The 24,709-nt window shown below is 71.5% G+C and carries 33 protein-coding genes; 24 read left to right on the top strand and 9 right to left on the bottom strand.

Annotated features, from left to right (window positions below; translation table 11 throughout):
* Positions 1-125 precede the first annotated feature (125 nt).
* The 4 genes from AB0472_RS15655 to AB0472_RS15640 form a co-directional block, all read right to left on the bottom strand.
* Positions 126-383: a hypothetical protein gene (locus AB0472_RS15655; protein ID WP_366356848.1), complete on the bottom strand. Its 258-nt coding sequence runs from the start codon at positions 381-383 to the stop codon at positions 126-128.
* 88 nt (positions 384-471) lie between these two features.
* A complete protein-coding gene (locus AB0472_RS15650; protein WP_366356846.1) occupies positions 472-1,356 on the bottom strand; it encodes an SDR family oxidoreductase in 885 nt (294 codons plus the stop codon).
* A complete protein-coding gene (locus AB0472_RS15645) occupies positions 1,353-2,309 on the bottom strand; it encodes an alpha/beta hydrolase (RefSeq protein WP_366356845.1) in 957 nt (318 codons plus the stop codon). Before AB0472_RS15645 ends, AB0472_RS15650 begins: the two co-directional genes overlap by 4 nt.
* Positions 2,306-3,832 carry an NAD(P)/FAD-dependent oxidoreductase gene (locus AB0472_RS15640; RefSeq protein WP_366356843.1) on the bottom strand — a complete coding sequence of 509 codons (1,527 nt, stop codon included), beginning with the start codon at positions 3,830-3,832 and terminating at the stop codon, positions 2,306-2,308. Before AB0472_RS15640 ends, AB0472_RS15645 begins: the two co-directional genes overlap by 4 nt.
* Positions 3,833-4,053: 221 nt before the next feature.
* Here AB0472_RS15640 and AB0472_RS15635 point away from each other — a divergent pair, with 221 nt between their 5' ends.
* Complete coding sequence (locus AB0472_RS15635) at positions 4,054-4,674, top strand: MerR family transcriptional regulator (RefSeq protein ID WP_366356971.1); 621 nt, start codon at positions 4,054-4,056, stop codon at positions 4,672-4,674.
* A gap of 39 nt (positions 4,675-4,713) precedes the next feature.
* Here AB0472_RS15635 and AB0472_RS15630 read toward each other — a convergent pair whose 3' ends face one another.
* The 5 genes from AB0472_RS15630 to AB0472_RS15610 form a co-directional block, all read right to left on the bottom strand.
* A complete protein-coding gene (locus tag AB0472_RS15630) occupies positions 4,714-5,517 on the bottom strand; it encodes an exodeoxyribonuclease III (protein WP_366356841.1) in 804 nt (267 codons plus the stop codon).
* Positions 5,518-5,551: 34 nt separating this feature from the next.
* A complete protein-coding gene (locus AB0472_RS15625; protein WP_366356840.1) occupies positions 5,552-7,195 on the bottom strand; it encodes a recombinase family protein in 1,644 nt (547 codons plus the stop codon).
* Positions 7,192-7,557: a hypothetical protein gene (locus tag AB0472_RS15620; protein ID WP_366356838.1), complete on the bottom strand. Its 366-nt coding sequence runs from the start codon at positions 7,555-7,557 to the stop codon at positions 7,192-7,194. Before AB0472_RS15620 ends, AB0472_RS15625 begins: the two co-directional genes overlap by 4 nt.
* 18 nt (positions 7,558-7,575) lie before the next feature.
* Complete coding sequence (locus AB0472_RS15615; protein WP_366356837.1) at positions 7,576-8,028, bottom strand: helix-turn-helix transcriptional regulator; 453 nt, start codon at positions 8,026-8,028, stop codon at positions 7,576-7,578.
* Between the two features lie 411 nt (positions 8,029-8,439).
* Entirely contained in the window at positions 8,440-8,751 is a 312-nt protein-coding gene (locus tag AB0472_RS15610; RefSeq protein ID WP_366356835.1) for a hypothetical protein, read from the bottom strand.
* Between AB0472_RS15610 and AB0472_RS15605 the strand changes: the two genes are divergently transcribed.
* From AB0472_RS15605 to AB0472_RS15495, 23 genes are all read left to right on the top strand, one after another.
* Entirely contained in the window at positions 8,744-9,100 is a 357-nt protein-coding gene (locus AB0472_RS15605) for a hypothetical protein (RefSeq protein WP_366356833.1), read from the top strand. The two genes, AB0472_RS15610 and AB0472_RS15605, sit on opposite strands and share 8 nt — an antisense overlap.
* Positions 9,097-9,477, top strand: coding sequence for a hypothetical protein (locus AB0472_RS15600; RefSeq protein WP_366356832.1), 381 nt, complete (start codon positions 9,097-9,099; stop codon positions 9,475-9,477). Before AB0472_RS15605 ends, AB0472_RS15600 begins: the two co-directional genes overlap by 4 nt.
* Entirely contained in the window at positions 9,474-10,970 is a 1,497-nt protein-coding gene (locus tag AB0472_RS15595; protein ID WP_366356830.1) for a DNA cytosine methyltransferase, read from the top strand. Before AB0472_RS15600 ends, AB0472_RS15595 begins: the two co-directional genes overlap by 4 nt.
* Positions 10,967-11,500, top strand: a complete 534-nt coding sequence (locus AB0472_RS15590; RefSeq protein WP_366356829.1) for a hypothetical protein — start codon at positions 10,967-10,969, stop codon at positions 11,498-11,500. Before AB0472_RS15595 ends, AB0472_RS15590 begins: the two co-directional genes overlap by 4 nt.
* 72 nt (positions 11,501-11,572) lie before the next feature.
* Positions 11,573-12,532, top strand: coding sequence for a mucin-2 (locus AB0472_RS15585; RefSeq protein ID WP_366356827.1), 960 nt, complete (start codon positions 11,573-11,575; stop codon positions 12,530-12,532).
* Positions 12,529-13,218, top strand: coding sequence for a cell surface glycoprotein (locus AB0472_RS15580; protein WP_366356825.1), 690 nt, complete (start codon positions 12,529-12,531; stop codon positions 13,216-13,218). Before AB0472_RS15585 ends, AB0472_RS15580 begins: the two co-directional genes overlap by 4 nt.
* The gene (locus tag AB0472_RS15575; protein WP_366356823.1) at positions 13,215-13,694 is read left to right on the top strand and encodes a hypothetical protein; all 480 of its coding nucleotides are present in this window, start codon (positions 13,215-13,217) and stop codon (positions 13,692-13,694) included. The genes AB0472_RS15580 and AB0472_RS15575 overlap by 4 nt, the downstream gene beginning before the upstream one ends.
* Positions 13,691-13,858 (top strand): hypothetical protein, encoded by a 168-nt coding sequence (locus tag AB0472_RS15570; protein ID WP_366356821.1) that lies wholly within the window; start codon positions 13,691-13,693, stop codon positions 13,856-13,858. Before AB0472_RS15575 ends, AB0472_RS15570 begins: the two co-directional genes overlap by 4 nt.
* 126 nt (positions 13,859-13,984) lie before the next feature.
* Positions 13,985-14,500, top strand: coding sequence for an HNH endonuclease signature motif containing protein (locus AB0472_RS15565; protein ID WP_366356819.1), 516 nt, complete (start codon positions 13,985-13,987; stop codon positions 14,498-14,500).
* 106 nt (positions 14,501-14,606) lie between these two features.
* The gene (locus AB0472_RS15560) at positions 14,607-15,290 is read left to right on the top strand and encodes a hypothetical protein (protein WP_366356817.1); all 684 of its coding nucleotides are present in this window, start codon (positions 14,607-14,609) and stop codon (positions 15,288-15,290) included.
* Positions 15,287-15,505: a hypothetical protein gene (locus AB0472_RS15555; protein WP_366356816.1), complete on the top strand. Its 219-nt coding sequence runs from the start codon at positions 15,287-15,289 to the stop codon at positions 15,503-15,505. Before AB0472_RS15560 ends, AB0472_RS15555 begins: the two co-directional genes overlap by 4 nt.
* A complete protein-coding gene (locus tag AB0472_RS15550; protein WP_366356814.1) occupies positions 15,502-15,996 on the top strand; it encodes a hypothetical protein in 495 nt (164 codons plus the stop codon). Before AB0472_RS15555 ends, AB0472_RS15550 begins: the two co-directional genes overlap by 4 nt.
* Before the next feature lie 18 nt (positions 15,997-16,014).
* Positions 16,015-16,848 (top strand): hypothetical protein, encoded by an 834-nt coding sequence (locus AB0472_RS15545; RefSeq protein WP_366356812.1) that lies wholly within the window; start codon positions 16,015-16,017, stop codon positions 16,846-16,848.
* A gap of 174 nt (positions 16,849-17,022) precedes the next feature.
* Positions 17,023-17,883: a hypothetical protein gene (locus tag AB0472_RS15540; protein WP_366356811.1), complete on the top strand. Its 861-nt coding sequence runs from the start codon at positions 17,023-17,025 to the stop codon at positions 17,881-17,883.
* A gap of 52 nt (positions 17,884-17,935) precedes the next feature.
* A complete protein-coding gene (locus tag AB0472_RS15535) occupies positions 17,936-18,334 on the top strand; it encodes a hypothetical protein (protein WP_366356809.1) in 399 nt (132 codons plus the stop codon).
* A 53-nt stretch (positions 18,335-18,387) separates the two neighbouring features.
* On the top strand, positions 18,388-18,726 hold the full coding sequence (locus AB0472_RS15530) for a hypothetical protein (protein ID WP_366356808.1): 339 nt from the start codon (positions 18,388-18,390) through the stop codon (positions 18,724-18,726).
* 57 nt (positions 18,727-18,783) lie between these two features.
* Positions 18,784-19,665 (top strand): hypothetical protein, encoded by an 882-nt coding sequence (locus tag AB0472_RS15525; RefSeq protein ID WP_366356806.1) that lies wholly within the window; start codon positions 18,784-18,786, stop codon positions 19,663-19,665.
* Between the two features lie 79 nt (positions 19,666-19,744).
* Complete coding sequence (locus tag AB0472_RS15520; RefSeq protein WP_366356804.1) at positions 19,745-20,038, top strand: hypothetical protein; 294 nt, start codon at positions 19,745-19,747, stop codon at positions 20,036-20,038.
* A 283-nt stretch (positions 20,039-20,321) separates the two neighbouring features.
* The gene (locus AB0472_RS15515; RefSeq protein ID WP_366356802.1) at positions 20,322-20,741 is read left to right on the top strand and encodes a hypothetical protein; all 420 of its coding nucleotides are present in this window, start codon (positions 20,322-20,324) and stop codon (positions 20,739-20,741) included.
* A gap of 70 nt (positions 20,742-20,811) precedes the next feature.
* On the top strand, positions 20,812-21,348 hold the full coding sequence (locus AB0472_RS15510; protein ID WP_366356801.1) for a helix-turn-helix domain-containing protein: 537 nt from the start codon (positions 20,812-20,814) through the stop codon (positions 21,346-21,348).
* Positions 21,338-22,570, top strand: coding sequence for a PBSX family phage terminase large subunit (locus tag AB0472_RS15505; RefSeq protein ID WP_366356799.1), 1,233 nt, complete (start codon positions 21,338-21,340; stop codon positions 22,568-22,570). The genes AB0472_RS15510 and AB0472_RS15505 overlap by 11 nt, the downstream gene beginning before the upstream one ends.
* A gap of 13 nt (positions 22,571-22,583) precedes the next feature.
* Complete coding sequence (locus tag AB0472_RS15500) at positions 22,584-22,763, top strand: hypothetical protein (protein ID WP_366356797.1); 180 nt, start codon at positions 22,584-22,586, stop codon at positions 22,761-22,763.
* Positions 22,750-24,225 (top strand): phage portal protein, encoded by a 1,476-nt coding sequence (locus AB0472_RS15495; RefSeq protein ID WP_366356795.1) that lies wholly within the window; start codon positions 22,750-22,752, stop codon positions 24,223-24,225. The genes AB0472_RS15500 and AB0472_RS15495 overlap by 14 nt, the downstream gene beginning before the upstream one ends.
* Positions 24,226-24,709 lie beyond the last annotated feature (484 nt).

The following is a 24,709-nucleotide window of genomic DNA, read 5'->3' as shown; positions in this document are numbered from 1 at the left end:
GAACTGCGCGACAAGCCGCCACCGCCCCGCACCCGCCGCCCGCCGCGACCACCCCGCAACAAGACGCAGGGCGCCCTCCGAAAAGAAGGGCGCCCCACGCCTGTCGGCCGAGCCAAGGGCAACGACTAGGCGTCGTAGTCCTGGTCGAACCGGTCCTGCATCTCCTGCTCGGTGTCGTCCATGTTCTGACGACCCCGCTCAGTCATCTGCCGGCCGCGCTCCTGCGCCTGCCGGCCGCGCTCCTGCGCCTGCTGGCCGCGCTCCTGCGTGTGCTGGGCGGCCTGCTGGCCACGCTGCTGCGTCTGCTGGGCCTGCGGGCGGCCTTCCTGCATCTTCTGCTTGGCCTGTCCCTGCGTCTTGCCGGCCTTGTCCTTCATACCCATGTGGGTTCACTCCCGTGGAGGGTGAGGGGATCGGCCCTCAGTGGGGCCTCGACCAGATTCACACGGGCCGACTACGCGCGCATTTCGATCAATGACGGTGCGTAGCGCGCGCCTCCTCGTCGGCCGCCCCACCTGCACCGACGAGCCCCGTACGCATGCCCTGCAGCCGGGGCGCGAACCGCTTCATCTCCCGTTGCCCGACCGTGCCGATCAGCGCCGGCAGGTACCCGCGCACGCCCTGCATCCCGCGCAGCCACCGCTGCCCGTACACGTGCGCCGAGCGCCGCTCGATGCCGGCCACGATCCGGTCCACGGCCGGACCCAGCGGGTACGTCTTGTTCGCCGGCCACGGCAGCCGCTGCCGCAACTCCCGCATCACCTCGTCCTGGTCGGCGCCGCGCACCATGTCGGTGTCCGTCCAGGACAGGTACCCGACCCCGACCCGCACGCCCTGGTGACCGACCTCGGCGCGCAGACTGTGCGCGTACGCCTCCACACCCGCCTTGGACGCGCAGTACGCCGTCATCATCGGCGCCGGTGTGATCGCGGCCAGCGACGCTATCTGCAGCAGATAGCCGCGGCTCTCCGTGAGGACCGGCAGGAACGCGCGCGCCGTCACGGCCGAACCGATCAGGTTGACCTCTATCACCCGCCGCCAGGCGCCGGGGTCGGACTCGGCGAACGGACCGCCGTTCGCCACCCCGGCGTTGGCCACCACGATGTCGACCTTCCCGAACCGCTCCTTGACCTCCCGGGCGACCCGGCTCATCGCCTCGTGGTCGGTGACGTCGGCGTACCAGTGGGCGCTGTCGCTGTGCAGCCTGCCGGAGACCTCCTTGAGGGCCTCCTCCTCCAGCCCGACCAGCGCGACCCGCGCCCCGCGCGCGGAGAGCTTGCGGGCGAGCAGCTCGCCGACCCCGCGCGCCGCTCCGGTGACGACGGCGACCTGTCCTTCGAGACCGACCCTGCTCATGAGCTCTCCTTGATCCGCTCGGGCCCGTCGGCGCCGGCTTCCTCAGGGGCGCCGGTCACGTACGCGGTGACCAGCTCCCGGATCTTTCCGTTGACCAGCTCCGGTGCCTCGACCGGAGTCATGTGGCCCATGCCCGGCAGCTCGGTGAGGCCGAGGGGGTGCGGCAGCGCGGCGATCAGCGCGCGGGCGTGCACCGGGGGCGTGAGCCGGTCGGCCGTGCCGGAGACGACCGCCGTGGGCACGCTCAACTCCCGTACGCCGTGGTCGAGGTCGAGCTGTGCGAGGACGCGGGCCCAGGTGTGGCGCACGGCGCGCGGGCAGGCGTGCACGATCCGCGCGCACGCCTCGACCATGTGCGGGGCGGAAGCCGGGCCCATGGTCGCGTACTTGAGGATGCGCAGCGCGAGGGGCGTGACGGGACCGAGCGGGGCGCGCGAGGCCAGCACCCGCGCCGTGAGCCAGGTGCGCGGGCCACCGGCGCGCATCGGCAGCACGCGCGCCTCGGCCACCAGCCGCGAACTGCCGGTGCTGCACAGCAGGACGGCGGCGGCGTGCTCGCGGAAGCGGGGGCGGGCGGCGGCCGCCATGACGGTCATGCCGCCCATGGAGTGGCCGACGACCACGGCACGCTCCCCGCGGGCGAGGGTCTGCGCGAGCACCGCTTCGAGATCGTCCGCCAGCGCCTGGGTGGTGCACGCGGGACTCGCGGGGCTGCGCCCGTGCCCCCTCTGGTCGTACGCGATCACCCGGTGGTCGACGGCCAGTTCGCGTGTCTGCGCCGCCCAGAAGGCGGTCGAGCAGGTCCAGCCGTGGGCGAGGACGACGGGGGGTGCGTCCTTAGGGCCGTGCACCTCGACGTGCAGGCGGGCGCCGTCGGCGGAGACGACGGTGAGTTCGCGGGCGGGCGCGGGCGGCGCGTACGGCCCGGAGGTGACGTGGGTGAGCCGGCTCATGCCCCCACCTCCGCACCGGCCAGGCCGCCGGCGCCGGCACCGGCGCTCGGCAGGGGGGCGCGGATCACGTCGTACTCCGCGAGGTCCACCCGCTGGGTCGCCCGCCGGAACTCCGTGGTCGTACCGGGCCAGATGGTGGTGTTGCGGCCGCTCGCGTCGAGGTACCAGCTGGTGCAGCCGCCGGTGTTCCAGACGGTGCGCTTCATGCGCTCCTGGACCTTGTGGTTCCAGGCGGCCACGGCACCGGGGCGGGCGTCCAGGGCCGCCCGCCCGCCGAGGACGCGGAGCTGGCGCAGGTAGTCGGCCAGGTAGTTCAGCTGGGACTCGATCATGAGGATCATGGAGGAGTTCCCGAGGCCGGTGTTGGGCCCGATGATCGTCATCCAGTTGGGGAACCCGGCGGCCGAGGCCCCGCGCAGCGCCTCCATGCCGCCCTTCCAGGTCTCCGCGAGGGTCCGTCCGTCGGCGCCGACGACCCGCTCGGCGATGGGCATGTCGGTGACGTGGAAGCCGGTGCCGAAGATGATCGCGTCGACCTCGGCGCTGCTGCCGTCGGCGGCGACGACCGTCGAGCCGCGGATCTCGCTGAGCCCGCTCGCCACCACGTCCACGTTCGGCTGGGCCAGCGCCGGATAGTAGGTGCTGGAGAGCAGGATCCGCTTGCAGCCGATGCGGTAGTCCGGGGTGAGCTTCGCGCGCAGCGCGGGGTCCTTGATCGCGCGGGCCATGTTGCGCCTGGCGAGGCTCTCCACCAGGCCGAGTTCGTCGGGCCGCTTGGTGAACGCCTGGACCTGGAGTTCCCTGATCCCCCACAGGAGGCCGCGCCGGGCCTGGGTGGTGAAGGGCAGCGCCCGGTGCAGCCGGCGTTCGGCGGCGCTGATGGCCCGGTCGACGCGGGGCATCACCCACGGCGGGGTGCGCTGGAAGAGGGTGAGACGGTCGACCTCGGGCTGGACGGCGGGCACGATCTGGATCGCGGAGGCACCGGTACCGACCATGGCGACCCGCTTGCCGCGCAGGTCGTAGTCGTGGTCCCAGCGGGCCGAGTGGAAGACCTTGCCGGGGAACGAGTCCAGCCCCGGGATCTCGGGGATCTTCGGGTCGGACAGCGGTCCGGTGGCGGAGACGACGACGTCGGCGGAGAAGGTGCCGGCGGCGGTCTCGATCTCCCAGCGCAGCGCCTCCGGGTCCCAGGTCATCCGCTCGACCTCGGCGTCGAAGCGGAGGTGGGGCCGGAGTCCGAACACGTCGGTGACGTGCTCCAGGTAGGCGCGGATGTGCTCCTGCCCGGAGAAGGTGCGCGGCCAGTCGGGGTTGGGTGCGAAGGAGAAGGAGTACAGGTGGGAGGGCACGTCGCAGGCGCACCCCGGATAGCTGTTGTCCCGCCAGGTACCGCCGACGCTGCCGGCCCGTTCCAGGACGACGAAGTCGGTGATCCCCTCCCTGCGCAACCGCACGGCCGCGCCCAGGCCGCCGAACCCGGACCCGATCACCGCCACCCGTACATGCTCGTGCTGGGCCATCCCGGAGCCTCCACACCTCGCCCGTGATTACGCCAGTGAACACTGGCACGATTGGACTGTAGAACAGCTCCGTACCGATGGGTAGGGGCCGGACGGAGGACGTTCACATCAGCGGCTCCGCCGCGGGTACCGGCGGTACAACATAGGCTGCGCACGTGACGGACGACGGCGGACGAACGACCTCCACGGCCTCCGCCCAGGGCGGTGGCCGCGAGTACCGCATGGAGGAACTGGCCGCGCGGGCCGGCATCACCGTGCGCACCCTTCGCTTCTACCGCGAGCGCAAGCTGATCCGGCCACCCCGCCGCGAGGGCCGCATCGCCTGGTACGACGACCACCACCTGGCCCGGCTGCGCACGATCTCGGCGCTCCTGGAACGCGGCCACACCCTGAACGGCATCGCGGAGCTCGCCGACGCCCTCGACCAGGGCCGCAACGTCGCCGACCTCGTCGGCCTCGGCACCCCCACCGAGGAGGAGCCGGTCCGTCTCACCCCCGAGGAGCTCGCCGCCCGCTTCGAGGGCGAGGTCACCCCGGAGAACCTCGCGGCCGCCATGGACCTCGGCTACCTCGGCACCGACGGCGACGACATCGTCCACATCAGCCGCCGCCTGCTGGACGCCTCCGAGGCCCTGGTCCGCGAGGGCTTCCCGCTCGCCGAGGTCCTGGCCGCCGGCCGCAGCGTCCGCGAACACGCGGACGCCCTCGCCGAACTCTTCGCCGACCTCGTCCTTCGCCACGGCCCCGAGGAGGACATGGAACGCCTGCGCCCCCTGGCCCGCAGCGTGGTGGAGGCAGAGGTCTCCCTGGCCCTGGACCGGCGGCTGCGCAAGCGGCCGTGACGACCGCGGGCCCCGGGCCGGGCGTCGCGGTTCAGCGGATCAGAGGTCGTACACGACGGTGACCGGCGCGTGGTCGGACCACCGCTCGGCATGCGTGGCCGCCCGCTCCACGAACCCCTTCACCGCCCTGGCCGCCAGCCCGCCCGTGGCCATCTGGCAGTCGATGCGCCATCCCGAATCGTTGTCGAAGGCCCGCCCCCGGTACGACCACCAGGTGTACGGCCCCTCGGCCTCCGGGTGCAGGGCGCGCAGGACGTCGACGTATCCGCCGTCGGCCGGGTCGAGGACCCTGCCGAGCCAGGCCCGTTCCTCCGGGAGGAAGCCGGAGTTCTTGGTGTTGCCGCGCCAGTTCTTCAGGTCGGCCTGCTGGTGGGCGATGTTCCAGTCGCCGCAGACGACGACCTCGCGCCCGTCGGCGGCGGCCCGCTCGCGCAGTTCCTTCAGGTAGGACAGGAACTCCCCCATGAACCGGTACTTCTCGTCCTGCCGCTCGGTGCCGACCTCGCCGGAGGGGAGGTAGAGGGAGGCGACGGTGACGCCGGGCAGGTCGGCCTCGACATAGCGCCCGCTCGCGTCGAACTCCTCCGACCCGAAGCCGACGCGCACCCGGTCCGGCTCACGCCGGGTGTACAGGGAGACGCCCGCGCGCCCCTTGGCGGCCGCGGGGGCGTGCAGCACGTGCCAGCCGCCGGGCGCGCGCACCTCCTCCGGGAGCTGCTGCGGCTCGGCGCGCACCTCCTGGAGGCAGAGCACGTCCGCCGAGGTCTCCGCGAGCCACTCCACGAAGCCCTTCTTCGCGGCGGCCCGCAGCCCGTTCACGTTCACCGAGGTCACTGTTAGCAAAACACTCTCCAGAGCAAAGGAAGACGCCCGCACGTTACTGGACGCCGGCCACCTCCCTTTCCGGCGCCCACGGGTCCGGCTCCCACACGGGATGAACCTCGACCCGCACACCGTCTTCCGTCTTGGCGACGGCCACGCGGCGCACAAGCTGTTTCAAGATCGCGTTGCGCTCACGTACGTTCAGCGTCTCCCACTCCTCGACCGTGCCGACGATCAACGTTTCGTAGTCGGCGCGGTGCGGAGTCGCCTCAACCTCGGCAACCCGCTCCATCGCTTTCGTGTTGGCGGCCTGCTGGGTACGGATACGGTCCCGAGCAGCCTCGTACTCGCCGGGCCCGTAGTCCTCGGGGTTCATAGCCCGGTCAGTCCGAAGGTTGACCAGCGCACGGGCGAGCTGGTCGGACTCGCGCTGGAGGCGTGCGCGCTCGCGGGCGGCCGACACGCGATCGTCGCGCACTTCCGTGCGCTGCTCGGGAACGCTCGGGGCGGCGTCGATACCGGGGGCGGCCTCTCGCGCAAGCCACTTGAGGACTTCGCCTTCGGCTTGCTCCCGCTTGATCCACACTCCGGGGCACGCGGTCGGACCGCTGACGGTTCGGAGCCCGCACCGATACCAGAACCCAGGGATCTTGACCGTTTGGCCGTCGACAACACGCTGAGAGTTGTTCGCGGCTAGGTTGCCGCGGCACTGGGTGTGCCGCATGAGTCCCGACAGTTCGTAGGTCGCTCGGCGGGCACGTGGCGCGGTGTTGCGCATCGCCTCGCGTCGCTCTCGGTACATCTGCCAGAGTTCAGCGCTGATCAGTTCCTCTTGCGCTCCGGGTATGAACAGCACATCGGAGCAGTTCCCACGTACTTCCGGGGCGCACTGGCACTTTGGGTTGTGGACGCGGAGCAGGCTGGCGCAGAAACCCGAATCCATGTACCGGATGAGGGTCTGTTCGGACCAGGGGCCGCCGCGGGTGGTGCGGTGGCCGTCAGCGTTCAGCTCGCTGACCAGTGCATAGAAGGGGTCGCCGTCGACGTACTGCCGGAAGCGGTCGGCCATGACCGGGCCGAGGGCTTCGTGTGCGACGTAGCGTTCTTCTTGCAGGATGAATTGCCCCGGCCGTTGGGGGTCCGGGAGCCGGCGGGGGTGCCATACGTACCCGAACCGAGGGCGCCCTGTGGCGGGTAAGTGGAGCTTGTAGCGGCGGTGATCGTGTGTCTCGCGCCACTGCTCACCACGCACATCGGATTCGTACGCGGCGAACTCAAAGAGGATGCCGCGTTGCAGTCGGCCGGTGGCCGTACGCGCGTCCACTTCTTCGGTGGCGGATTCAAGTTGGCCGCCTGCGTCTTCAAGGCGTTTGAGGTTAACGGCGACGCCGTCGCGGGAGCGTCCGAAGCGGCTGTACTTCCATACCGCGATGCCGCGCGCTTCTCCGGCTTCAACGCGCCTGATTCCGCCCATGATCTTGCGCTTGAAGTTACGGCCCGTCACGTCAAGGTCCATGATCAGTGGTTCGAGTAGGCGTCGGCCCGTGCGCTTGGCCCATCCTCGGAGGGCCGTCTCTTGCAGCTCGGGGCTGATCTTCTCCTCTTTCCACGTAGACACGCGGATGTAGCCGAGCCACGGCTCGCCGTCTTCGTCGATAGGCGAGCCGCGGAATGTGGCTGGTAGATCTAAGACTGTCACTGCGCCTTCCGTTCGGTTGGTCGGACTAAGTTCGGGCGAAGTGTGACCACGTTGCCCGCGGTCCTCTCGGTGCGGTCCTCCCTGTGCCCCGGTTCGGGCGGGGTGGGTGCGTCGAGCAGACCGCGGGCAACGTGGTCGAGGCCGCGGAGGTATCCGGCGCGGTCTGCGTCGGCGAGCTGGTCGGCCGTGGCTTGCTGGGAGTTGTGCACTGCGCCAACGATGAGCAGCGGGACGGCGGTAAGGGTGATGAAGAGCCCCGCCTGCCAGAGGGAATCGTTGTCACCGAGCAGGCCGAGGACGCCCGCAGACTGCCCCATCAAGAGCAGAAGTACGGCGAATGCGGGCGTGAACCGGTGGGTCACTTGTGGTGCCTCCGTGCGTCAATTCTCGGCGGCGCGTCCATCGCGGGTTTTGGCGCGGCGCCTGATCAGGAACTCGGTTGTGTTGACGAAAACCGCGACGTCGTCGGGGTCCTCGATGCCCATTTCTTCCGCGGCCTGCTCCGGGGTGAGTGGGCCGTCGGGGCGCGGGGCGGGATTCTGAACGCCGGCTAGCTCGCTCCGGCTGAGGACGCCAGCGGCGACCAGTACCTCGGCGAGAGGTAGGTCAAGCGCGTTGGCGAGGGCTTCGAGAACCTTGATGTCCTGGGCGCCCTGCTTGTTCAGAATGCGGCTGATCGTGCCGGCACTCAGGCCGGAGTCTGCGGCGAACCGGCTCTGTCCGCCGCCCCTGGGGCGCATCTCGTAGCCGCGTCGTTCGAGCTGGCTGCGAAACCATCGCGCGAAGTCGGCCGGGGTCGCCCTGTCGTTCCCCGGCTGGTTGTTCTGTTCCATGGATGGAACATACCGCGCCTGGACAGCCCGAGCTACGGGTCGTCATGAACCTGTTCTGATTGCACACTTTTAACACGGTTCACCCCCATGAACTGCGGCAACACACTCGAACAGGTGACCGATTGTTGTCGGGCATATGCCGAGTGTCAATGAACATTGAAACTCCAGGACTTCACAGTTTCCCCACACGCCCCACCGTGCTACGTTCCATCCATGGAAAGAGATTACCAACCACGGAAGGATGATGCCCGTGTACGACCGCGAGGCCCTGGTCGCCGCCGCCCGCAAGGCGGGTGATCACAACCCGTCAGACACTGCACGCCGGTTGAAGGTTGCGCGGAACACCGCATGGCGCCTGTGGCACGGCCGCACGGCCCCAAGTGCCAACGTAGCTGCGGCAGTTGAGACGCACTACGGCATTTCCGCCGGGCAGCTGCTCAAGCGGGCCGCCGTGTGACCGGCCCCGTGATCTCCCGCGAGCAGGCGTTCGCGAACGCCCGGCGTGTCCTCGACGCCGCCCGCGACCGCCGAGACAGCGACCGCGCCGCCGGGCGCCTCGATCCAGCAATGGAACTGATCTTGCGCCGCCTCGAACGCGAGCAGCGCCGGCAGGCGCCCGCCGTCGAGCAGCACCGCGCCGCCGCCTGAAAACAGGGCGGGCCACCCGGATTGCGCCCGGATGGCCCGCCTGACCGAACCCCGAGAGGTATCGATCGTGAACACCCCTGAGAGTACCGCCGCGCCGACCGCCGCGGACGCCGAGAAGCACGCCACCCGAACCGCCGTGATCGCCCGGCAGCTCGACCAGATCGCCCCTGGCACCGCGCGCGTTCAGACCATCCCCGTGCCGACCAACCGCGACGGCGAGGAGCGCCGCGCGACGTGGGTCGTCCTCGGCGACGCCCTCGGCGGGCCGGTCAAGGCCGACCGCGACGCGCACCGCGCCGCCCGCGGCCTGCTGCTGCGGATGTTCCCCGCCGCCGACTGGACCCGCCCGCAGGTCTACGACGCCATTACGGGAGCCCTCGACATCGCCACCAGGCCGGTCATGCCCGAGGAGCTGCGCCGGTGATCCGCCCGACGCTCACCGCCGACGGCCTCGCCGTCCGTCTGCCGATCGCCGACCGCGCCGAGCAGCTGCTCGACGCCCTCGCCGTCGCGTACACCGCCGACCCCGACCCCGTCGGCCGTCTGCTCACCGTCCACGGGGCGAACGTCGTCCGCCTCGATCACGCCGTCGTGAGCGTGGACATGCCCGAGCATGAACGCGCCATGCGCGCCGCCGCCGCCGACGGGAGTCGCGAGGCCCTGCTCGCCGAGGCCCCGCCCGCCGACACCCTCGACGACCTGCTCGCCCCCGACGACGCGATCACTCTCGCCGGCCGCATCACCAGACTCGCCGGTCACATCCGTCATACGGCACCCCCCGGCCGAGGTGAGGCCGCGTGAGTCTCACTCTCGACGCGGTCGGGAAGCTGCTCGCCGAGCGGGCCGTCGAGATGGTGCCGGGACAGCTCGCCATCGATGAGGGCGACGCGCTGCGGGTGGGGTCGCTGTGCTCCGGATACGGCGGCCTCGACATGGCCGTGTGCGACGTCCTCGGCGCGTCCGTGGCGTGGCACTGCCAGTACGAGCCCGGCGACAAGCACCAGTACGCCGCGCGCATCCTCGCCCATCACTGGCCCGCCGTCCCAAACCACGGCGATATCACGGCTGTTGACTGGTCGGAGGTCGAGCCGGTCGACGTCCTCACGTCCGGTTTCCCCTGCACCGACGTGAGCCTCGCCGGCAAGCGCGCCGGCCTGATTGGCGACACCGTCGTACCCGCCGGCGTCCTGCTGTGCGGGAACTGCCGTTGGGGCGACCACGACCTCACGACGTGCGAGGCCGCCGCGCCGTCCGGCGCCGTCCCCTCGCGCCTGTCCGGTGTGGTGGCCGCCGCCGCGGTCGCCGAACTCAACGCGCGCGACCTCGCCGACCCGGCGGGCCCGCCGCCCGAGCGCGTGATCAAGGGGACCCGGTCCGGCCTGTGGTTCCACGTGGCCCACGCCATTTCCGTACTCAGACCCCGATTGGTGGTGATCGAAAATGTCCGCGGTCTTCTCTCGGCCAAGGCCGTTCGCGGTGTGGGAGCCGACGGAACGCCTGTGGATGCAGACGGCGGAGACGCCGACACTCTTCGAGCTATCGGCGCCGTACTCGGCGACTTGGCCGACCTCGGGTTCGATGCGGAATGGCACGTGCAGCGCGCATCCGACGTCGGGGCGCCCCACCAGCGTGAGCGCGTTTTCATCATCGCGTGGCCTGCTGCCGACGCCGACCACGAGCGAGTGGAACGGGCCGGGGACCCCGGACGGGAACCGCAACGACACGTTGCGGGCCCGCATCACGCAACTGCCGACACCCCTCGCGAGGGACAGCCGGGGCAGGGGGCACGACGACGGGCTACCGGCCGTCGTACGGCTGCTGAAGACCCCGACGGCGTCACTCGGGATCAGCGGGGGGACGCAGCACCCGGACAAGAGGAAGGGGGGCGGACACGGCCCGACGCTCGCCGACGAGGTCGAGCACCTGTTGCCGACGCCCAGGGCGAGCGACGGCACGAAGGGGAGCCCGAACCAGAAGCACGGCGACGGAACGCCGACACTGGCCAGCGCGGCAGCGTCGATTGGGGGCCCTACGCCTACGCCGTTGCGCAGTGGGAAGCGGTCACGGGCCGACCGGCGCCCCGGCCAACTGACGATCGAGGCCGCCTGACCGCCGCGTTCGTCGAGTGGATGATGGGGCTTGAGCCCGGCCACGTCACCGGCGTACCGGGCCTGTCCCGTCCCGCGCAGCTCAAGGCGTTGGGGAACGGGGTCGTGCCTCAGCAGGCCGCGTACGCGCTGCGGTTCCTGCTACACCGCGCCGGGATCGCCGAGCGGTTCGGACTGGCCGCATGAGCGCCGCCACGTCCGCACCGGGCGTTTCCGTCGACCTCGCGCTCGTGTTCCTCAAGAACACCCGCGAGACCGAGGGCGGACACCGCGAATGGACCGGCACCCCCGCCAAGGGCGGGGGCCGGTTCCAGCACAAGGGCACCGCCTACACCGCGTTTCAGGCCGCGTTCATGATGTGGCACGGGCGGGCGCCGGTCGGTCCCGCCCGCCCATCGTGCGATGTGCCGACCTGCTGCTCGCCCGCCCATGTCGACGACCAGGTCACCCGGGAGCGCGAGCGCGCCGCCCTCGCCTCGGTCAAGGGCATGCGGCACCGGCCGCCCAAGTGCGAGCACGACCAGGCCGTACACGGCCGCCACCGCGCCCACGGCAAGCGGTACTGCGCCGAGTGCAACCGGCTTGCCAGCACACCGAGTTGTGGGCACGGCAACCCGACGTGCCACGACTCCGAGGTACGGCCGTATCCGTGCGGGCCACGGTGCGAGGAGCACCAGCCGGCCCGGACCCGCCCATACGTCACCGCCGCCGCCTGATCTGCCCCGGGGCGAGGACGAGCCAACGGCGCCCCTCGCCCCGGGCGCACCATCCCGAGGAGCACAGACCCTGTGACCTGGTTCAAAGTCGACGACACGTTTTACGGGCACCCCAAGACGCTCAAGGCCGGTAACGCCGCCGTCGGCCTGTGGGCCAAAGCGGGCGCGTACGCCGCCCAACACCTCACCGAGGGCATGGTTCCGGGCGTCGTCGCCCAGCTGTACGGCACCGCGCCGCAGGCCCGGAAGCTGGTCGCCGCCGGCCTGTGGCACGAGCACGGTCACACGTGCCCGCACCCGAAGTGCCAGCAGCCGGCGCCCGGCGACTACTACATGCACGACTTCCTGATCTACAACCCGAGCCGGGCGCGCGTCGAGACCGAGCGCGCACGCGCCGCCGAGCGGCAGCAGCGGGCCCGTGAACGCGCCGACGAGCAGCGGAACCAGGAGCGTAATCCGCCCGTTCCATCGGCAAATCACGTCGGAACCGACGGCGATCCGTCGGACGGAAATCGCGAACCGGCCGCGAATCAGATCGAGTTCCCGCAAGACATCGCAGGTCAGGAAGGACCGTCACAGCGTGACGGCACTGACCCGTCACGGTCCCCCCGTCCCGACCCGTCCCATCCCGCTGTACCTCCTTCGGAGGTACAGCCAGCTAGCTACGGCTCGACGCCCGCAGTCCCGCCGAACCTTCGGCCGTTGTGCGACGCGCTCACCGCCGCCGGGATCGTCGTCGAGTGGTCCCTCGCAGAGGCCGACTGGTTCCGGCTTGAGGCGATCGTGAAGCGGACCGCCGTCGCCGCCCTGGTCGACCACGCCCGCGAGCAGTGCCGCCGCGCCCGTAGCCGCCCCCGCTCGGTCCGGTACTTCCTGCCCGGCTGGAGTGCGCTCCCGCCCGTCCCCGCCGGCGCCCCGACGTCGCCGGGCGCAGACGTGATCCCCCTCGCCGCCGCCCGGCCCGGACGCGTCGCCCGCGCCGCCGACATGTTCGCCGCCGCCCTCAACTCACCCCAGGAGCAAGCCAGATGACCCGCGAAGAAGTCGCGGCCCTGCTCGCCTACGCTGTGCGCCTCGACCCGCGCACCGCGCCCGCCGACCAGGCCGCCGCCGAGGAAACCCTCGACCAGTGGGCCGACCTGCTCGCCGACGTCCCCCCGCGCGCCCCGCACCCAAACGGCCGCCACTGGGACGCCGCACAGGTCGTGCGCCACCACATCGCGACCTCGCCGTACCCAGTCCGGCCGTCGGACGTGTCGCGCCCGTGGCACAGCTTCCGCCGCGACGTCGTCGACCGCCACCACGACCCCGTTCCCGCCGCCGACCCGGACGACCCCGCCGCGTACCGCGCCGAACTGGTCGGCACCCGCACCGCCGTGGCGACCGGCGCCTCGACCGCCTCGACGTACCACGAACTGACCGGCGGCACCCGCGAGGAGCGCGACCAGCTCGCCGCCGAACGCCTCGCCGCCCTCGGCGGTTACGTCCCCCGCACCGTCGCCGACGCCCTCGCCGAGTTCCGCCCCCGCCGCGCCGAGCGCGAACGCCGCGCCGTCGAGGGACTGCCCGACCCGCTCGACGTCCCGTGCCCGTACCAGCAGTGCCGCGCCGCCGCGGGCGATCCCTGCACCAACTACCGCCGCAATCCCCGCAGTTCGGCGCACCCCTCGCGCCTCGACCTCGCCCGCCGCTACGCACCGAAGGAGCCGGCCGCATGACCAGCCGCAGGAAGCACCCGGAGCGCGCCCCGCACCGCCGCCGCGCGAGCGCGACCGACCGCACAAAAAACAACAGCGGGTACCGGATCACGGGATCGTGGGACCGGCATCCGGACCGCCCGGCCATCAGGCCGACGCAGGACCGCAAGGCCGCCCGCCGCATCGCCCGGAACATGGCCGAGCAGGGCGCGTACGTGATCGTCGAGGAGCACAACGGGCACGGCCGGTGGTCGACCTGGTTCGAGGTCGACGGGCCCGCCCTGCTCGCCGAGCGCCGCGCCGCCGAGGAGGAGCAGCGCCGGCGTGCCGCCGAGGAGCGGCACCGTGCCGAGCAGGAAGAGGCCGCCGGCCGCGCCGCCGCCGAGAAGTCCGCGCGCGAACGCGCCGCCCTCGCCCGGCTCATGGTGCGCCCGCCGGTCGCCCGCGAGCAGTGCGGGCGCCGCGACGCCCGCCATGTCACCGGGGCGCAGCGATGATCCCCGCCGCCGCCCTCGCCGTCGTGCGCGCCGGCGTCGAGAACGCCCGAGGGAACGGCCTCGACACCGCCGAGGACGTCGCCGAGCAGGTCGTCGAGGAACTGGTCGCCATGGGATGGACGATCGTCCTCGCCGAGCACGACGACCGCCCGGAAGCCGCGTAACACCGTGCCAGGGGGCGGAAATCGGGGTGACCAGGGCCGCCCCCTATGGACTATGTTCCAACGATGGAAGGAACGTACCAATCGTGAAAGAACATTCGGAACGACTTCCCGACGGAGGCACACCCCATGCACCGGCCCACCCCGGCCGAGCGGTTCGCCGACAAGGTGAACACCGCCGGCCCCTGGTCACTCCGCCGGGACTGTCCCGGCCCCTGCCACCTGTGGGACGGATCGCAGAACGAGAAGGGCTACGGCACCTTTTGGGCCCACGGCCGCACGGTCAAGGCCCACCGCTACGCGTACGAGCAGGCCAACGGCCCGATACCGACCGGCCTTGAGATCGACCACCGGTGCCGTCGCCGCGAATGCGTCGCCCCCGGCCACCTCGACGCCGTCACGCACCGTACGAACATCCTCCGCTCGACGAACCACGTCGCCGCCCGCGCCGCCGTCACGCACTGCCCAGCCGGCCACGCCTACGACCGGGCGAACACCATCCGCGCGAAGAACGGAACGCGGAAGTGCCGGAAGTGCAAGAACGCCTCCGCCCGAGCCAAGCGCGCCGAGCAGCGCGAGGCCCGCCTCGCCCCCGTCGAGCCCATCCGCCCACGCGCCGACCGCGCCCTCGCACGGGCCGCGTGACTGCCAGCCAAGGCCCGTTCCGGCCGCCCGCGCGTCCGGACGCGGCGCCGCCCGCGCGCGCGAGCAGCACCTCGGCCCACCCGACACGAGACAGGAGCACCACCCCATGACCCGCGCTCCCGACGCCGTCGCCGTCGCTTCGCTCGACACTCACCGCCTGATCGTCACCGTGCCGAACGAGGGACCGGCCGACATCGCGACCAACCTCCCCCGGCAGACCGCCGCCGACGTGCTGCGGCAGCTCGCCGACGGCCTCGACAGCCCCGCCGGACTGTGCGCGACCGCCCGCGCGACCGGCCGCCCGTGCCCGATACACGACGCACCCGCCCCACCCTCGGCCGTCCTGCTCGCCCGCAGCACCGGCCAGACGCAGCGCCCCGACGGCCTCGACCGCCTGCTCGCCGCCGTCACCGACCAGCTGCCCGCCGACGACGCCGACCGCGCCGCCGCCGGCCTCGCCGCCATGGCCACCCCCACAGGCCGGGCCGTCGAGGAGACCCGCCGGTCGCTCGACTTCAACGCCGACCAGCCGTCGCCTGCCCTCGCCTCACTGCGCGACGCCCTGCTCGACCCCGAGCAGCGCACCCCCGCCGCCGCCCTCGCGACCGCCTACGCCCTGCTCGCCGCCCACACCCGCGAACTGTCCGGCCTCGCCCGGCAGCACACCGACGCCACCCGTCGGCAGTGGGGCGTGACCCGCAGCTCGCGCGGCCTGCTCACCGGCAAGGACAGCATCCGGAAACTGCTCGACACCGTCGCCGCCCACCTCGACGAGCAGGCGCAGCAGTGAGCGCCGCCCAGCAGCTCGCCGCCGATGTCCTGGTCGTCACGGCGACCGTGATCGTGGCAGGCGCCCCGCTCGGGTGGTGGGCCGCCCGCCGCGACCCCTGCCCCCTCGCCGGCCGCGACCGCACATCGCGCCGGGCCCGCGCCGACGCACAGGCCGACCGCGACCTGTTGCGCCTCGCCCGCAACTCCAACCGCCGTAAGGAGCAGCAGACATGACCACCCGCCGCCGGCACTTTCGGACCAAGCCACGCGACCACGAGCGCGCCGACCGGCGCGCCGCCCTCGACGTCCTGCTCGCCCGCGCCGAACGCGGCCGGCTCAGCGCCGCCGAGGCCCGGCTGTTGCGCGAGTACGTCGACCAGGAACGACGCAGCGCCGACGAGTCCCGCAAGGCCAACGAGGGCACCACGCGCACCCTCGCCCACCACCGCGCCGCCGCCGACGCCGTCGTACGCGAGCTTGAGGGCGACGTCGCCGAGGCCGAGCAGCGTGCCGCGGACGCCGAGGAACAGCTCACGGCGTACCGGGCCGTGTTCGGGCCCGACACCCTCGGCGTCTACCGCGCCGCCGGTAAGCAGGTCGCCGCCGTCCGGGCCCTGCTGCCCACCGTGCCCCGGCCCCGCCTCGGACTGCCGCACACCCTCGCCTACGCCAACGGCTTGCACGACGCGTACGACGCCGTTCGCGACGCCCTCGCCCAGCACTGAGCACAGGAGCAGCCACACATGACGACCCCCCTCGACGCCCCGCCGGTCGGCCGCCGCGCCGCGGTCGACCTCGCCGCCGTCCGTGAGCAGTGGGGCGACCTGCTCACCGCCATCGCGCACCCCCCGGCCGCCGAGTGGCCGCCGCGCGAGACCCGCGGCGGGTTCCTCGACCAGCTCGCCGCCGCCGACCGTACTGACGACCCCATGCCGGCCGCGCCCGTCATAGGCCGGCTCCCGCTCACCATCCGCGAACACCCGGCCCCGCTCAACCTCGACGCCCTCGACGCCGCCCTTGACACCGAGCGCGACCTGTTCGACCTCGCCGACGCCGTCGCCGAGCAGGTACAGCGCACCGTACGGCGGACGCCGGTCGCGCTGCGGTCGTACCCGCCGCACACGGTCATGCGGGAAGACCTCGGCGACCGGCAGCACCCCGGCCGGTGGCACTACCAGACGCCCGAGTCGGCCGGATCGCGCGCGTACGGACTGCACTGGGCCGCCGTATGGCTGGAGGGGCGGGCCCTCGGCGAGGAGTACGGCGACCTGTTCACGCCGGTCCCCGCCCTGCTGCTCGACCACATCGCCGCGACAGCCGCCGGCGCCCGCCGCAGGATCGAGCGCGCCCTCTGCCGCGACGGCCGGTCGACCGCCCTCGACCGGCCGTGCCCCTGGTGCGGGGGAAGCCTCACCGGCCGCACACGCGCCGGCGGCGAGCCGGTCGTCGCCTGCTCGACCGGCGCACGCTGCACCGCGCCCGCCGAGGACGGCCGCCGCCGTGGCGAGTGGCGGGGCGCCGACCTGGTCGCCCTGTGGGCCGCCCTCACCCCCGACCGGCAACGACCGGCCGCGTAGCCGGTAACGGGCGACCGGCCAACTCCTCCGGCACGCCCGGCAGTTGGACGCCTACCGAAGTTCTGAACCAACTTCTGAAGTAACTTGTGTAGCAACTTCAGAAGTGCCTACAGTGGTCACGCCAATGGCGGTCCTCACCCGCCACCACCACCGAACAGAGGGAGCGACCCCCTGATGAACACCAACCGCACGCGCTACCACGTGGGCTTTCACGAGATCGGCCTCGACCCCGAGTACCGGGTCGAGTGCATCGGCGAGGACTACGAAATGATCTTCGCGTGGCTTGAGGGAGACATCGCCGGCGTTGCCGAGGACGTCGAGGACGACGGCCCGCTCGATGAGCTGTACGACCGCCTCGCCAAGTGCGAGACCGTCGCCGAACTGGTCGGCGAGCACACGGTCGACGCGTTCGTGTTCTTCGTGCGCCCCGTGACCGACTGCGGGTGCCCGTGCGACTGCGTCGAGACCGGTCGCGCCGACGAGTGCGACGGCACCCACCACCGCGAGGCCGCCGCCGAGCCGCAGCTCGCCGAGCCCGACGAGCAGGGCCGTTCCGCGTTCCAGTTCGACCGCGCCGAGTACGTCGTGTTCAACACCGCGAGCAAGCCCCTTGACGGGTACTGGGCCGTCGCCAAGGTCCCCGCCGAGGGTGACATCTACCCGAGCCGCGACTACCTCGGCGCAGGTATCTCGACCCGCGAGGCCGCGTTCGCCCTCGCTGTCGAGAAGCTGCGGCCCGCCCGCCTGATCACCTTTCAGCCGCGCCGCTTCCGCGACGCCCTGCTCGACGACGAGGAGCGCGAGGAGTACCCCACCGTGACCGCCATGGGGTGGGTCCTCGCGTGGAACGACGAGGGGATCGCCGTCCTGTTCGAGAACGGCACCGCCCGCGCCCTGATCTACCCCGACCGTCCGATCGAGGTCGCCGTCATCCGCGCCCCGTACGGCGGCCTCGACGATCTCGACGGCAAGTGGAAGCACATCGAGACGGCCGCACTCGCCGCCCGCGCCCACATCCTCGACGCCCGCGCCTGACCGACCACGAAGGGGGCGCCCTGCGCGGGCGCCCCCGCCGAAGGGACACCCAATGAAGTGCCTTGAGTTCTTCCCCGTGGTCGTGACCGCGCTCCCCGAAGACGAGGATCACGCCCCGTTGCTGGTCGACCCCGCCGCCGCCCGCATCGTGCGCGCATGGGACATCGCCGAGGGCGACACGATCCTCGCGTCGTTCCCCGACCACCACCACGGCGACGCCGTGCGGACACAGCTCACGGCCTACCGGAATCTCGGCCGTCTGCCCCGCTCGGACTACTTCAACGACCAGTACCAGGCGCACCCGAAGCCCTACGACCGCACGTGCCAGTGCGGATCGTGTGACAACCTCGCGGACTGCACGGAAGCCGTCGTGAACCTCGGCGACGACAACCCGTGGGACGTCTGCGACCCGTGGCCCGCGACTGACCTCGCCCTGATCGTCCCCGCCTGACCGCCGAGGGGGCCCGCCCGCCGAGGGCGGGCCCCGCCGAGGAGCGAAACCCCGTGGAGACCTACGCAGTGCGCGGCGCCGCCCGCAAGACGACCGGCCACTACCGCCGCCCCGGAACCCGAGAGCTGTACTGCGGGCGCCCCGCGGGCGGGCGTAACTGGATCTTCGCCGCCGTGCGCGGGTGGCACCTGTGCAAGCGGTGCGTCCGCGCCGAGGCCCGCGACCGCGCCGAGGCCGAGGCCGTCGCCGCCCAGTGGCGGACCGAGGTCGAGGTCGCCGAGCCCGTCGGCATGCTGGTGATCCCCGCGCCGTGGCGACCGTCTCGCCCCGAACAGCTCACCCTCGACGGCGTGCCCCACAAGCCCGAACAGGTCGCCCTGTTCTCCGCCTGACCGCCTCGCCCACCCTCGCCCGAGGGCGGGCCCGACCACCGACAGGAGCACCACCCCATGAGCACCAGAGATCAGCAGCCGCAGACGTTCGAGGAGCAGCAGGCCGACGCGCTGCGCGCCCTCGATGACAAGAGGTTCGAGGTGAAGCCCGCGCCCGACCCGGCCCAGGCCCGCGCCGCCCTCGACAGGCTGCTCGACGGCCGCCCCCAGCTCGCCGCCCTCGCCCTCAACTTGGTTCAGGCCGTTGTCGGTTCGGGCATCCTGCCCGAGGCGGAGCCCCGCGTCATGACATCGTTCTCGCGCTCAGTGCGCCGCACGCAGCGCGAGCAGCGGCTCGCCGAGCGCACGGCGATGGTCGAGCGCGAGTTCCCCGTCGAGCAGCGACCGGCCGCCCTCGCGCTCACGCAGATCGCTGAGACCCGCGACCAGGGGAAGCGGGCCGTGGAGTCGACCCCGTTCGTGATCCGTCGGGCCAAGGCCGACGGCATGAAGCCGCCCGCCATTGCGAAGCTGCTCGGCGTGACCGACTCCTACGTGTACGACGTGCTGCGCAAGCCCGAACAGCCCGGAACGCCCGAGTGGTTCGAACAGTTCGTACGAGAGGCGGAACAGGACGCGTACGAGCGCCGGCGGGCGCACGTGCCCGCCGGTCACACGCTCTACGAGCACCGCATCGAGCTGTTCGACAGTTCCGCCGGCGAAGGCTGGCAGACGTGGGGAAGCGGCGACAACGACGCCGCGCCCGGCACCGAGGCGCAGCTCGCCGACGACCTGCTCGCCGACGCCGAAGAGGACGACGAGGAGGTCAGGACCCACCGCGCCCGCGTTCTGATCTGGGAAGGCCCGGAGGGGACCGAGGACGACGCCCTGTTCGTCCACGTGCGCGAACCGGCCGCCCTCGCAGAGCCCGCGCCAGTAAGCGACGACGACCAGAAGTAGCCCGCCCCATACCAACGCGGGCCCGACCGGCGCCTCACACGCCGAACGGGCCCGACTCACCACACGGGAGCGACCCCCGATGGCTATCCCCAACCCTACCGAGCAGCCGGCCAAGGCCCCGAACCTCCCGCCGGACGTAGGCAAAGCCCTGTCCGTGCGCATCCTCGACGAGGGCATGTACGACGACCTGCGCGTGATCATGAAGACCGGTTGCGACGCCTCGACGGCCGTCCGACAGGCGTTGCTCATCCTGGCGAACGTGTACCACGAGGCATGGAACCGCGGGCACTACCCGGCGGGCGTGGCGCCCGTCATCGTGACGACGAACATCAAGCCGTACAAGCCCGTCCGACAGCCTGAACAGGACGTATGACAGCCGCGCGCCCCGCTGTATGACACTGCGGGGCGCGCGCCGCGCGGCCGGACGCGGGCCGTCCCGCGCGCGGGCGCGGCCGCCGGACAAGACCAGTTGCGCCGTTATCGTTCTGTGACCTAAAGTGGGGCCCGTCTTCGGCGTGCCCGCATACGGACGCCCTACCCGAACGCCCCGCCGCCCCCTCCCCCCAGCGGCGGGGCGTCCGCATGCTCCCTGCAACCATCCCCACGTTGCACACGTCCCTCTTACGTAACGCTTACCAACCGTGGGGGGACAACCCGTGAAGCACCGCGCCACCGCCTTAACCCTCGCCGCCGTCGCCGCCCTCGCAGCGCTCACCGCGTGCAGCAGCAGCGATGCCGACGCCACGGCGAAGAAGTCGGCACCGCCGGCCGCGCCCGAATCCGTGAGCGCCAGTGACGCCGCCGCCGCACTGCACGACGCCGGCATTCCCGCCGAGCCGACCGGCCAGACGCGCGCCGCCCTGCTCGCCGCCCTGCGCAAGGTCAGTCCCGACCTGGTCACGGACGAAGACAAGGCCATCGACAACAGCCGTAACCAGTGCTCCGCCATCAACGGCAAGTCAGCGAAGGTCGATTGGGCCGCACAACAGCGGTTCGGCACCAGCTCGCACGAGGTAAGCGCCGCCGAGGCAAAGCAGATCAACACCGCGTTGGCGACGTTCTGCAAGACCGCCTGACCCAACCCCCGACGGCCCGGCACACCCTTGGATGCCGGGCCGTTCGCATGCCCGCGGGAGGTGACCGCCCGTGGGACGCCCCATCGACGACGACGACCGCGAGCAGGTTCGCCGACTGCACGCCCAGGGCAAGAGCCGGAACGAGATCGCGAAGACGATCCGCCGGTCGCCCTCGACCGTGTCGAAGATCGCCGCAGCGTGCGACCCGCCACTCACGTTCGACCGCGCCGCCGAGGTCGAGACCGCCACCCGGGTACGCCGGGCCGACCTCGCCGCCCGCCGCGCCGACCTCGCCGTCACACTGCACGACATCGCCGAGCGCGAGGTCGCCCGGATGACCGAACCGCATCTCTACTTCGAGTGGGGCGGGAAGGATCACACCTACGCCGAGAAGTGGCAGGACGAGCCGACCCCCGCCGACCGGCGCACCATGATGGCCACCGCCAGCGCCGCCCTCGACCGCTCACTCAAGCTCACCCCGCCGCGCGACGAGGCCGGCGAGCACTCCCGCTCCGTGATCGGGCGCCTCATGGAAGGACTCGCCCGCAACTACGCCGAGAGGCACGGCAGTTCACCAGACGGCCCGGACGGCGACGATGACGGGTGACCTCGGTCTGTCGCCGAAGCAGGTCGATTCGATCGTCGAGGCCGCCGCGTTCCTCAACCTGTGGGAAGGCTCCGTTCGGTCCGGGAAGACCATCGCGAGCCTGCTCCGGTGGTTGGGGTACGTCGCCGACCCGCCGACCGGCGGCGAACTGGTCATGGTCGGGCGCACCCGCGACAGCCTCGCCCGGAACGTGTTCGGCCCGCTCATGAACCCGGACGTGTTCGGTGAGGTCGCCCACGACATCCAGTACACCAGCGGCGCCCCGACCGCGACCGTCCTCGGCCGCACCGTGCACGCCCTCGGCGCCAACGACGCCCAGGCCGAACCGAAGGTACGAGGTCTGACGTGCGCCGGGGCGTACGTGGACGAGGCGACCACGCTCCCCAAGTCGTTCTTTGACCAGCTCACCGCACGGTGCAGCGTGCCGGGGTCGAAGATCTTCGCGACCACCAACCCGGACAATCCGAATCACTGGCTACGCCGTGACTACCTGCTCAGGCCGACCGAGGCCCGGCTCAGTTCGTGGCACTTCCAGTTGGACGACAATCCCGGCCTTGACGACGAGTACAAGGCCCGGATCAAGTCGACGCACACCGGCCTGTTCTACAAGCGGAACGTCCTCGGCCTGTGGGTCCAGGCCGAGGGCGCGATCTACGACATGTTCGACGAGTCCGAGCACGTCGTCGACACCCTGCCGCCCATGCGCCGGTACTGGATCGGCGTCGACTACGGCACCGTGAACGCCACCTCGGCGATCCTGCTCGGCGAGGGAGTCGACGGCCGGCTGTACGCGTGCGCCGAGTGGCGCCACGACTCCCGCACCGCGCAACGGCAGATGACCGACGCCCAGTACAGCGCCGCACTGCGCGCGTGGGTTTCCGAGCAGGGCGTCGCCCCCGAGTGGACGTTCGTCGACCCGAGCGCGGCATCGTTCATCACGCAGTTGTGGGCCGACTCCTACGAGGGCGTTGCCCGCGCCTCCAACGAAGTGGTGGACGGCATCCGGTCCGTGGCGAGCCTGCTCGGCGCCGGCCTGCTGCGCATACACCGGTCTTGCGAGGGACTGCTCGACGAACTGCCCGGCTACGTATGGGACACGGCCGCAGCCGACAAGGGCGAGGACAAGCCCGTCAAGGTCGCCGACCACTCGTGCGACGCACTGCGCTACGCCGTGCACTCCACCGCCCACGAATGGCGGCACCTGCTCACCCTCGCCGCATAAGGAGGCCGCCGCCATGGCCGCACCGCTCACCCTGCACGTAACCCTCACCGTCGGCGAGCACACCGTCGAGGTAGGCGACCTCACCCTCGCCCCCGGCGAGCAGCTGCGCCCCGCCCTCGCCGCCCTGTTCCGCAGCGCCGCCGACGCGTTCGAGATCACAGGCCAGGAAGGGGGCGAGGATGGCACTCCCTGACCCGGGCGCGGCATGGCCGCCCCCGACGTGGGCCCCGTACTACGACGCGATGCGCATCGACGACGCGTGGTACAGCGGCGACCGGAAACGCCTCGCCCGCATCTACACCAACCACCCGCGCCACACCGAACGGCGCCGCCTGTGGGGACGCCGGTCGTTCGAGCACCGCCTCGACCGGCGCGACCACCGGCTACACGTCCCGCTCGCCGGCGACATCGCCGCGACCTCGGCCGCCCTGCTGTTCTCCGACATGCCGACGATCGCCGTCGCGGACACCGCCACACAGGAACGCCTCGACCAGCTGCTCGACGAGGGCCGCGCCCAACAGGTGTTCCTCGGCGCCGCCGAGCAGGCCGCCGCCCTGTCCGGCGTGTTCCTGCGGGTGACATGGGACCGCGACCTAGTACCGCGCCCCCTGCTCACCGTCATGCAGCCCGACGGCGCCGTACCCGAGTGGCGGTTCGGCCTGCTGCGCGCCGTGAACTTCTGGCGCGAACTGGAAGGCTCGACAACCTCGACGGTATGGCGGCACTTCGAGCGGCACGAGCCCGGCCGCATCGTGCACGCCCTGTACCAGGGGACCGCCGACAACGTCGGGCGCAGGGTGCCGCTCACCGAGCACCCCGACACGGCCGACCTGGTCGGCAGCCTCGACGCCGAGGGCGACGCCATCACGACCGGCATTCAGCAGCTCACCGCCGCCTACGTCCCCAACGTGCTGCCCAACCGGCTGCACCGCGGTTCACCGATCGGACGCTCGGACTACGCGGCACCGATCTACGACCTGTTCGACAGCCTCGACGAAACGTGGACATCGTGGATGCGCGACATCCGCCTCGCCCGCGCCCGCCTGATCGTCCCGGACGGGTACATGCGCAACGAGGGAGCCGGCCGAGGGGCGTCGTTCGACGACGACCGCGAGGTCTGGCACTCCCTGCGGATGCCGCCGAACGAGGGCAACGGGATCACGCTGAATCAGTTCGACATCAGGGTCGAGGAGCACCGCAGCACCACCGAGGCGATCACACGGGAGGCCGCCCAGTCTGCCGGCTACTCGCCCCAGTCGTTCGGCCTCGACGGCGACGGAGCGCCGGTCACCGCGACCGAGGTCGACAGCCGCGACGCCCGGAGCATGGTCACCCGCCGCAAGAAGGCCGGCTACTGGCGGCACGCCGTCGCGGACATGGTTCATGTCCTGCTGCTGCTCGACGCGAAGCTGTTCGGCAGCAGGATCACGCCCGCCCGCCCGCGCGTGGAGTTCGGCGACGGCGTCGCCGAGTCGGCCGAGCAGACGGCGACCACGCTCGACCTGCTCAACCGCGCCGGAGCCGTCAGTACGGCAACCAAGGTCAAGATCCTGAACCCGACGTGGGACGACACCGCCGTACAGGCCGAAGTGCGGGCGATCCTCGCCGAAACCGGCGCCGCCGCGCCCGACCCCGTCGGTTCATTTCCCAACTGACATCAGCAATGTCATCCGAAATGTCATCGGCAATGTCACAACCCAATTCGACGCGCAAAACTTTCCCACCTTGTCCGCACCAAGGTACTGTTTCACCTGAAACGCCAAACATTCGTTGTGCCATAGCACAGCGGAGGACCTGATGTCTAGTTGGAGCTAGACACCAGGCCCTCGCTTTGGCGTGCAGCAAGTGAGCCCGGTCGCGTGCCAGTCGGCCGGGCTCAGTGCTGAGTCCGTACCGTACCCGCCGGGATCACGTCAGAGCTGTCTAGTACAGCCCTACCGCAGCAGCCATTCGATGATGAGCCTGATGACCGGCAGCCAGTCGACCCACGACAGCCGGTTGCCCGGCTTCCGCTTGCCCTTCCGCCTGCCGCGTACCTCGCGACGTCCCATCGTGCGCCACCTCCAGTGACCCCAAGGTGCCCTGAGATCTAGGGCCCTCGCCGACGATCGCGGCGAGGCGAACGCGGTGGGTCACGCG

The sequence above is a fragment of the Streptomyces sp. NPDC086777 genome, from assembly GCF_040702065.1.
In the GTDB taxonomy this organism is placed as follows: Bacteria; Actinomycetota; Actinomycetes; order Streptomycetales; family Streptomycetaceae; genus Streptomyces.
The sequence above is the reverse complement of the archived record's forward strand: the minus strand, read 5'-3'. Positions and strand labels throughout refer to the sequence as shown.

Bases quoted from the DNA above. Each gene is read 5' to 3' on its own strand.
- AB0472_RS15655 (WP_366356848.1), bottom strand. From the start codon at position 383: ATGGGTATGAAGGACAAGGCCGGCAAGACGCAGGGACAGGCCAAGCAG.
- AB0472_RS15650 (WP_366356846.1), bottom strand. From the start codon at position 1,356: ATGAGCAGGGTCGGTCTCGAAGGACAGGTCGCCGTCGTCACCGGAGCG.
- AB0472_RS15645 (WP_366356845.1), bottom strand. From the start codon at position 2,309: ATGAGCCGGCTCACCCACGTCACCTCCGGGCCGTACGCGCCGCCCGCG.
- AB0472_RS15640 (WP_366356843.1), bottom strand. From the start codon at position 3,832: ATGGCCCAGCACGAGCATGTACGGGTGGCGGTGATCGGGTCCGGGTTC.
- AB0472_RS15635 (WP_366356971.1), top strand. From the start codon at position 4,054: ATGGAGGAACTGGCCGCGCGGGCCGGCATCACCGTGCGCACCCTTCGC.
- AB0472_RS15615 (WP_366356837.1), bottom strand. From the start codon at position 8,028: ATGGAACAGAACAACCAGCCGGGGAACGACAGGGCGACCCCGGCCGAC.
- AB0472_RS15590 (WP_366356829.1), top strand. From the start codon at position 10,967: ATGAGCGCCGCCACGTCCGCACCGGGCGTTTCCGTCGACCTCGCGCTC.
- AB0472_RS15580 (WP_366356825.1), top strand. From the start codon at position 12,529: ATGACCCGCGAAGAAGTCGCGGCCCTGCTCGCCTACGCTGTGCGCCTC.
- AB0472_RS15575 (WP_366356823.1), top strand. From the start codon at position 13,215: ATGACCAGCCGCAGGAAGCACCCGGAGCGCGCCCCGCACCGCCGCCGC.
- AB0472_RS15570 (WP_366356821.1), top strand. From the start codon at position 13,691: ATGATCCCCGCCGCCGCCCTCGCCGTCGTGCGCGCCGGCGTCGAGAAC.
- AB0472_RS15565 (WP_366356819.1), top strand. From the start codon at position 13,985: ATGCACCGGCCCACCCCGGCCGAGCGGTTCGCCGACAAGGTGAACACC.
- AB0472_RS15560 (WP_366356817.1), top strand. From the start codon at position 14,607: ATGACCCGCGCTCCCGACGCCGTCGCCGTCGCTTCGCTCGACACTCAC.
- AB0472_RS15550 (WP_366356814.1), top strand. From the start codon at position 15,502: ATGACCACCCGCCGCCGGCACTTTCGGACCAAGCCACGCGACCACGAG.
- AB0472_RS15545 (WP_366356812.1), top strand. From the start codon at position 16,015: ATGACGACCCCCCTCGACGCCCCGCCGGTCGGCCGCCGCGCCGCGGTC.
- AB0472_RS15540 (WP_366356811.1), top strand. From the start codon at position 17,023: ATGAACACCAACCGCACGCGCTACCACGTGGGCTTTCACGAGATCGGC.
- AB0472_RS15535 (WP_366356809.1), top strand. From the start codon at position 17,936: ATGAAGTGCCTTGAGTTCTTCCCCGTGGTCGTGACCGCGCTCCCCGAA.
- AB0472_RS15525 (WP_366356806.1), top strand. From the start codon at position 18,784: ATGAGCACCAGAGATCAGCAGCCGCAGACGTTCGAGGAGCAGCAGGCC.
- AB0472_RS15520 (WP_366356804.1), top strand. From the start codon at position 19,745: ATGGCTATCCCCAACCCTACCGAGCAGCCGGCCAAGGCCCCGAACCTC.
- AB0472_RS15505 (WP_366356799.1), top strand. From the start codon at position 21,338: ATGACGGGTGACCTCGGTCTGTCGCCGAAGCAGGTCGATTCGATCGTC.
- AB0472_RS15500 (WP_366356797.1), top strand. From the start codon at position 22,584: ATGGCCGCACCGCTCACCCTGCACGTAACCCTCACCGTCGGCGAGCAC.
- AB0472_RS15495 (WP_366356795.1), top strand. From the start codon at position 22,750: ATGGCACTCCCTGACCCGGGCGCGGCATGGCCGCCCCCGACGTGGGCC.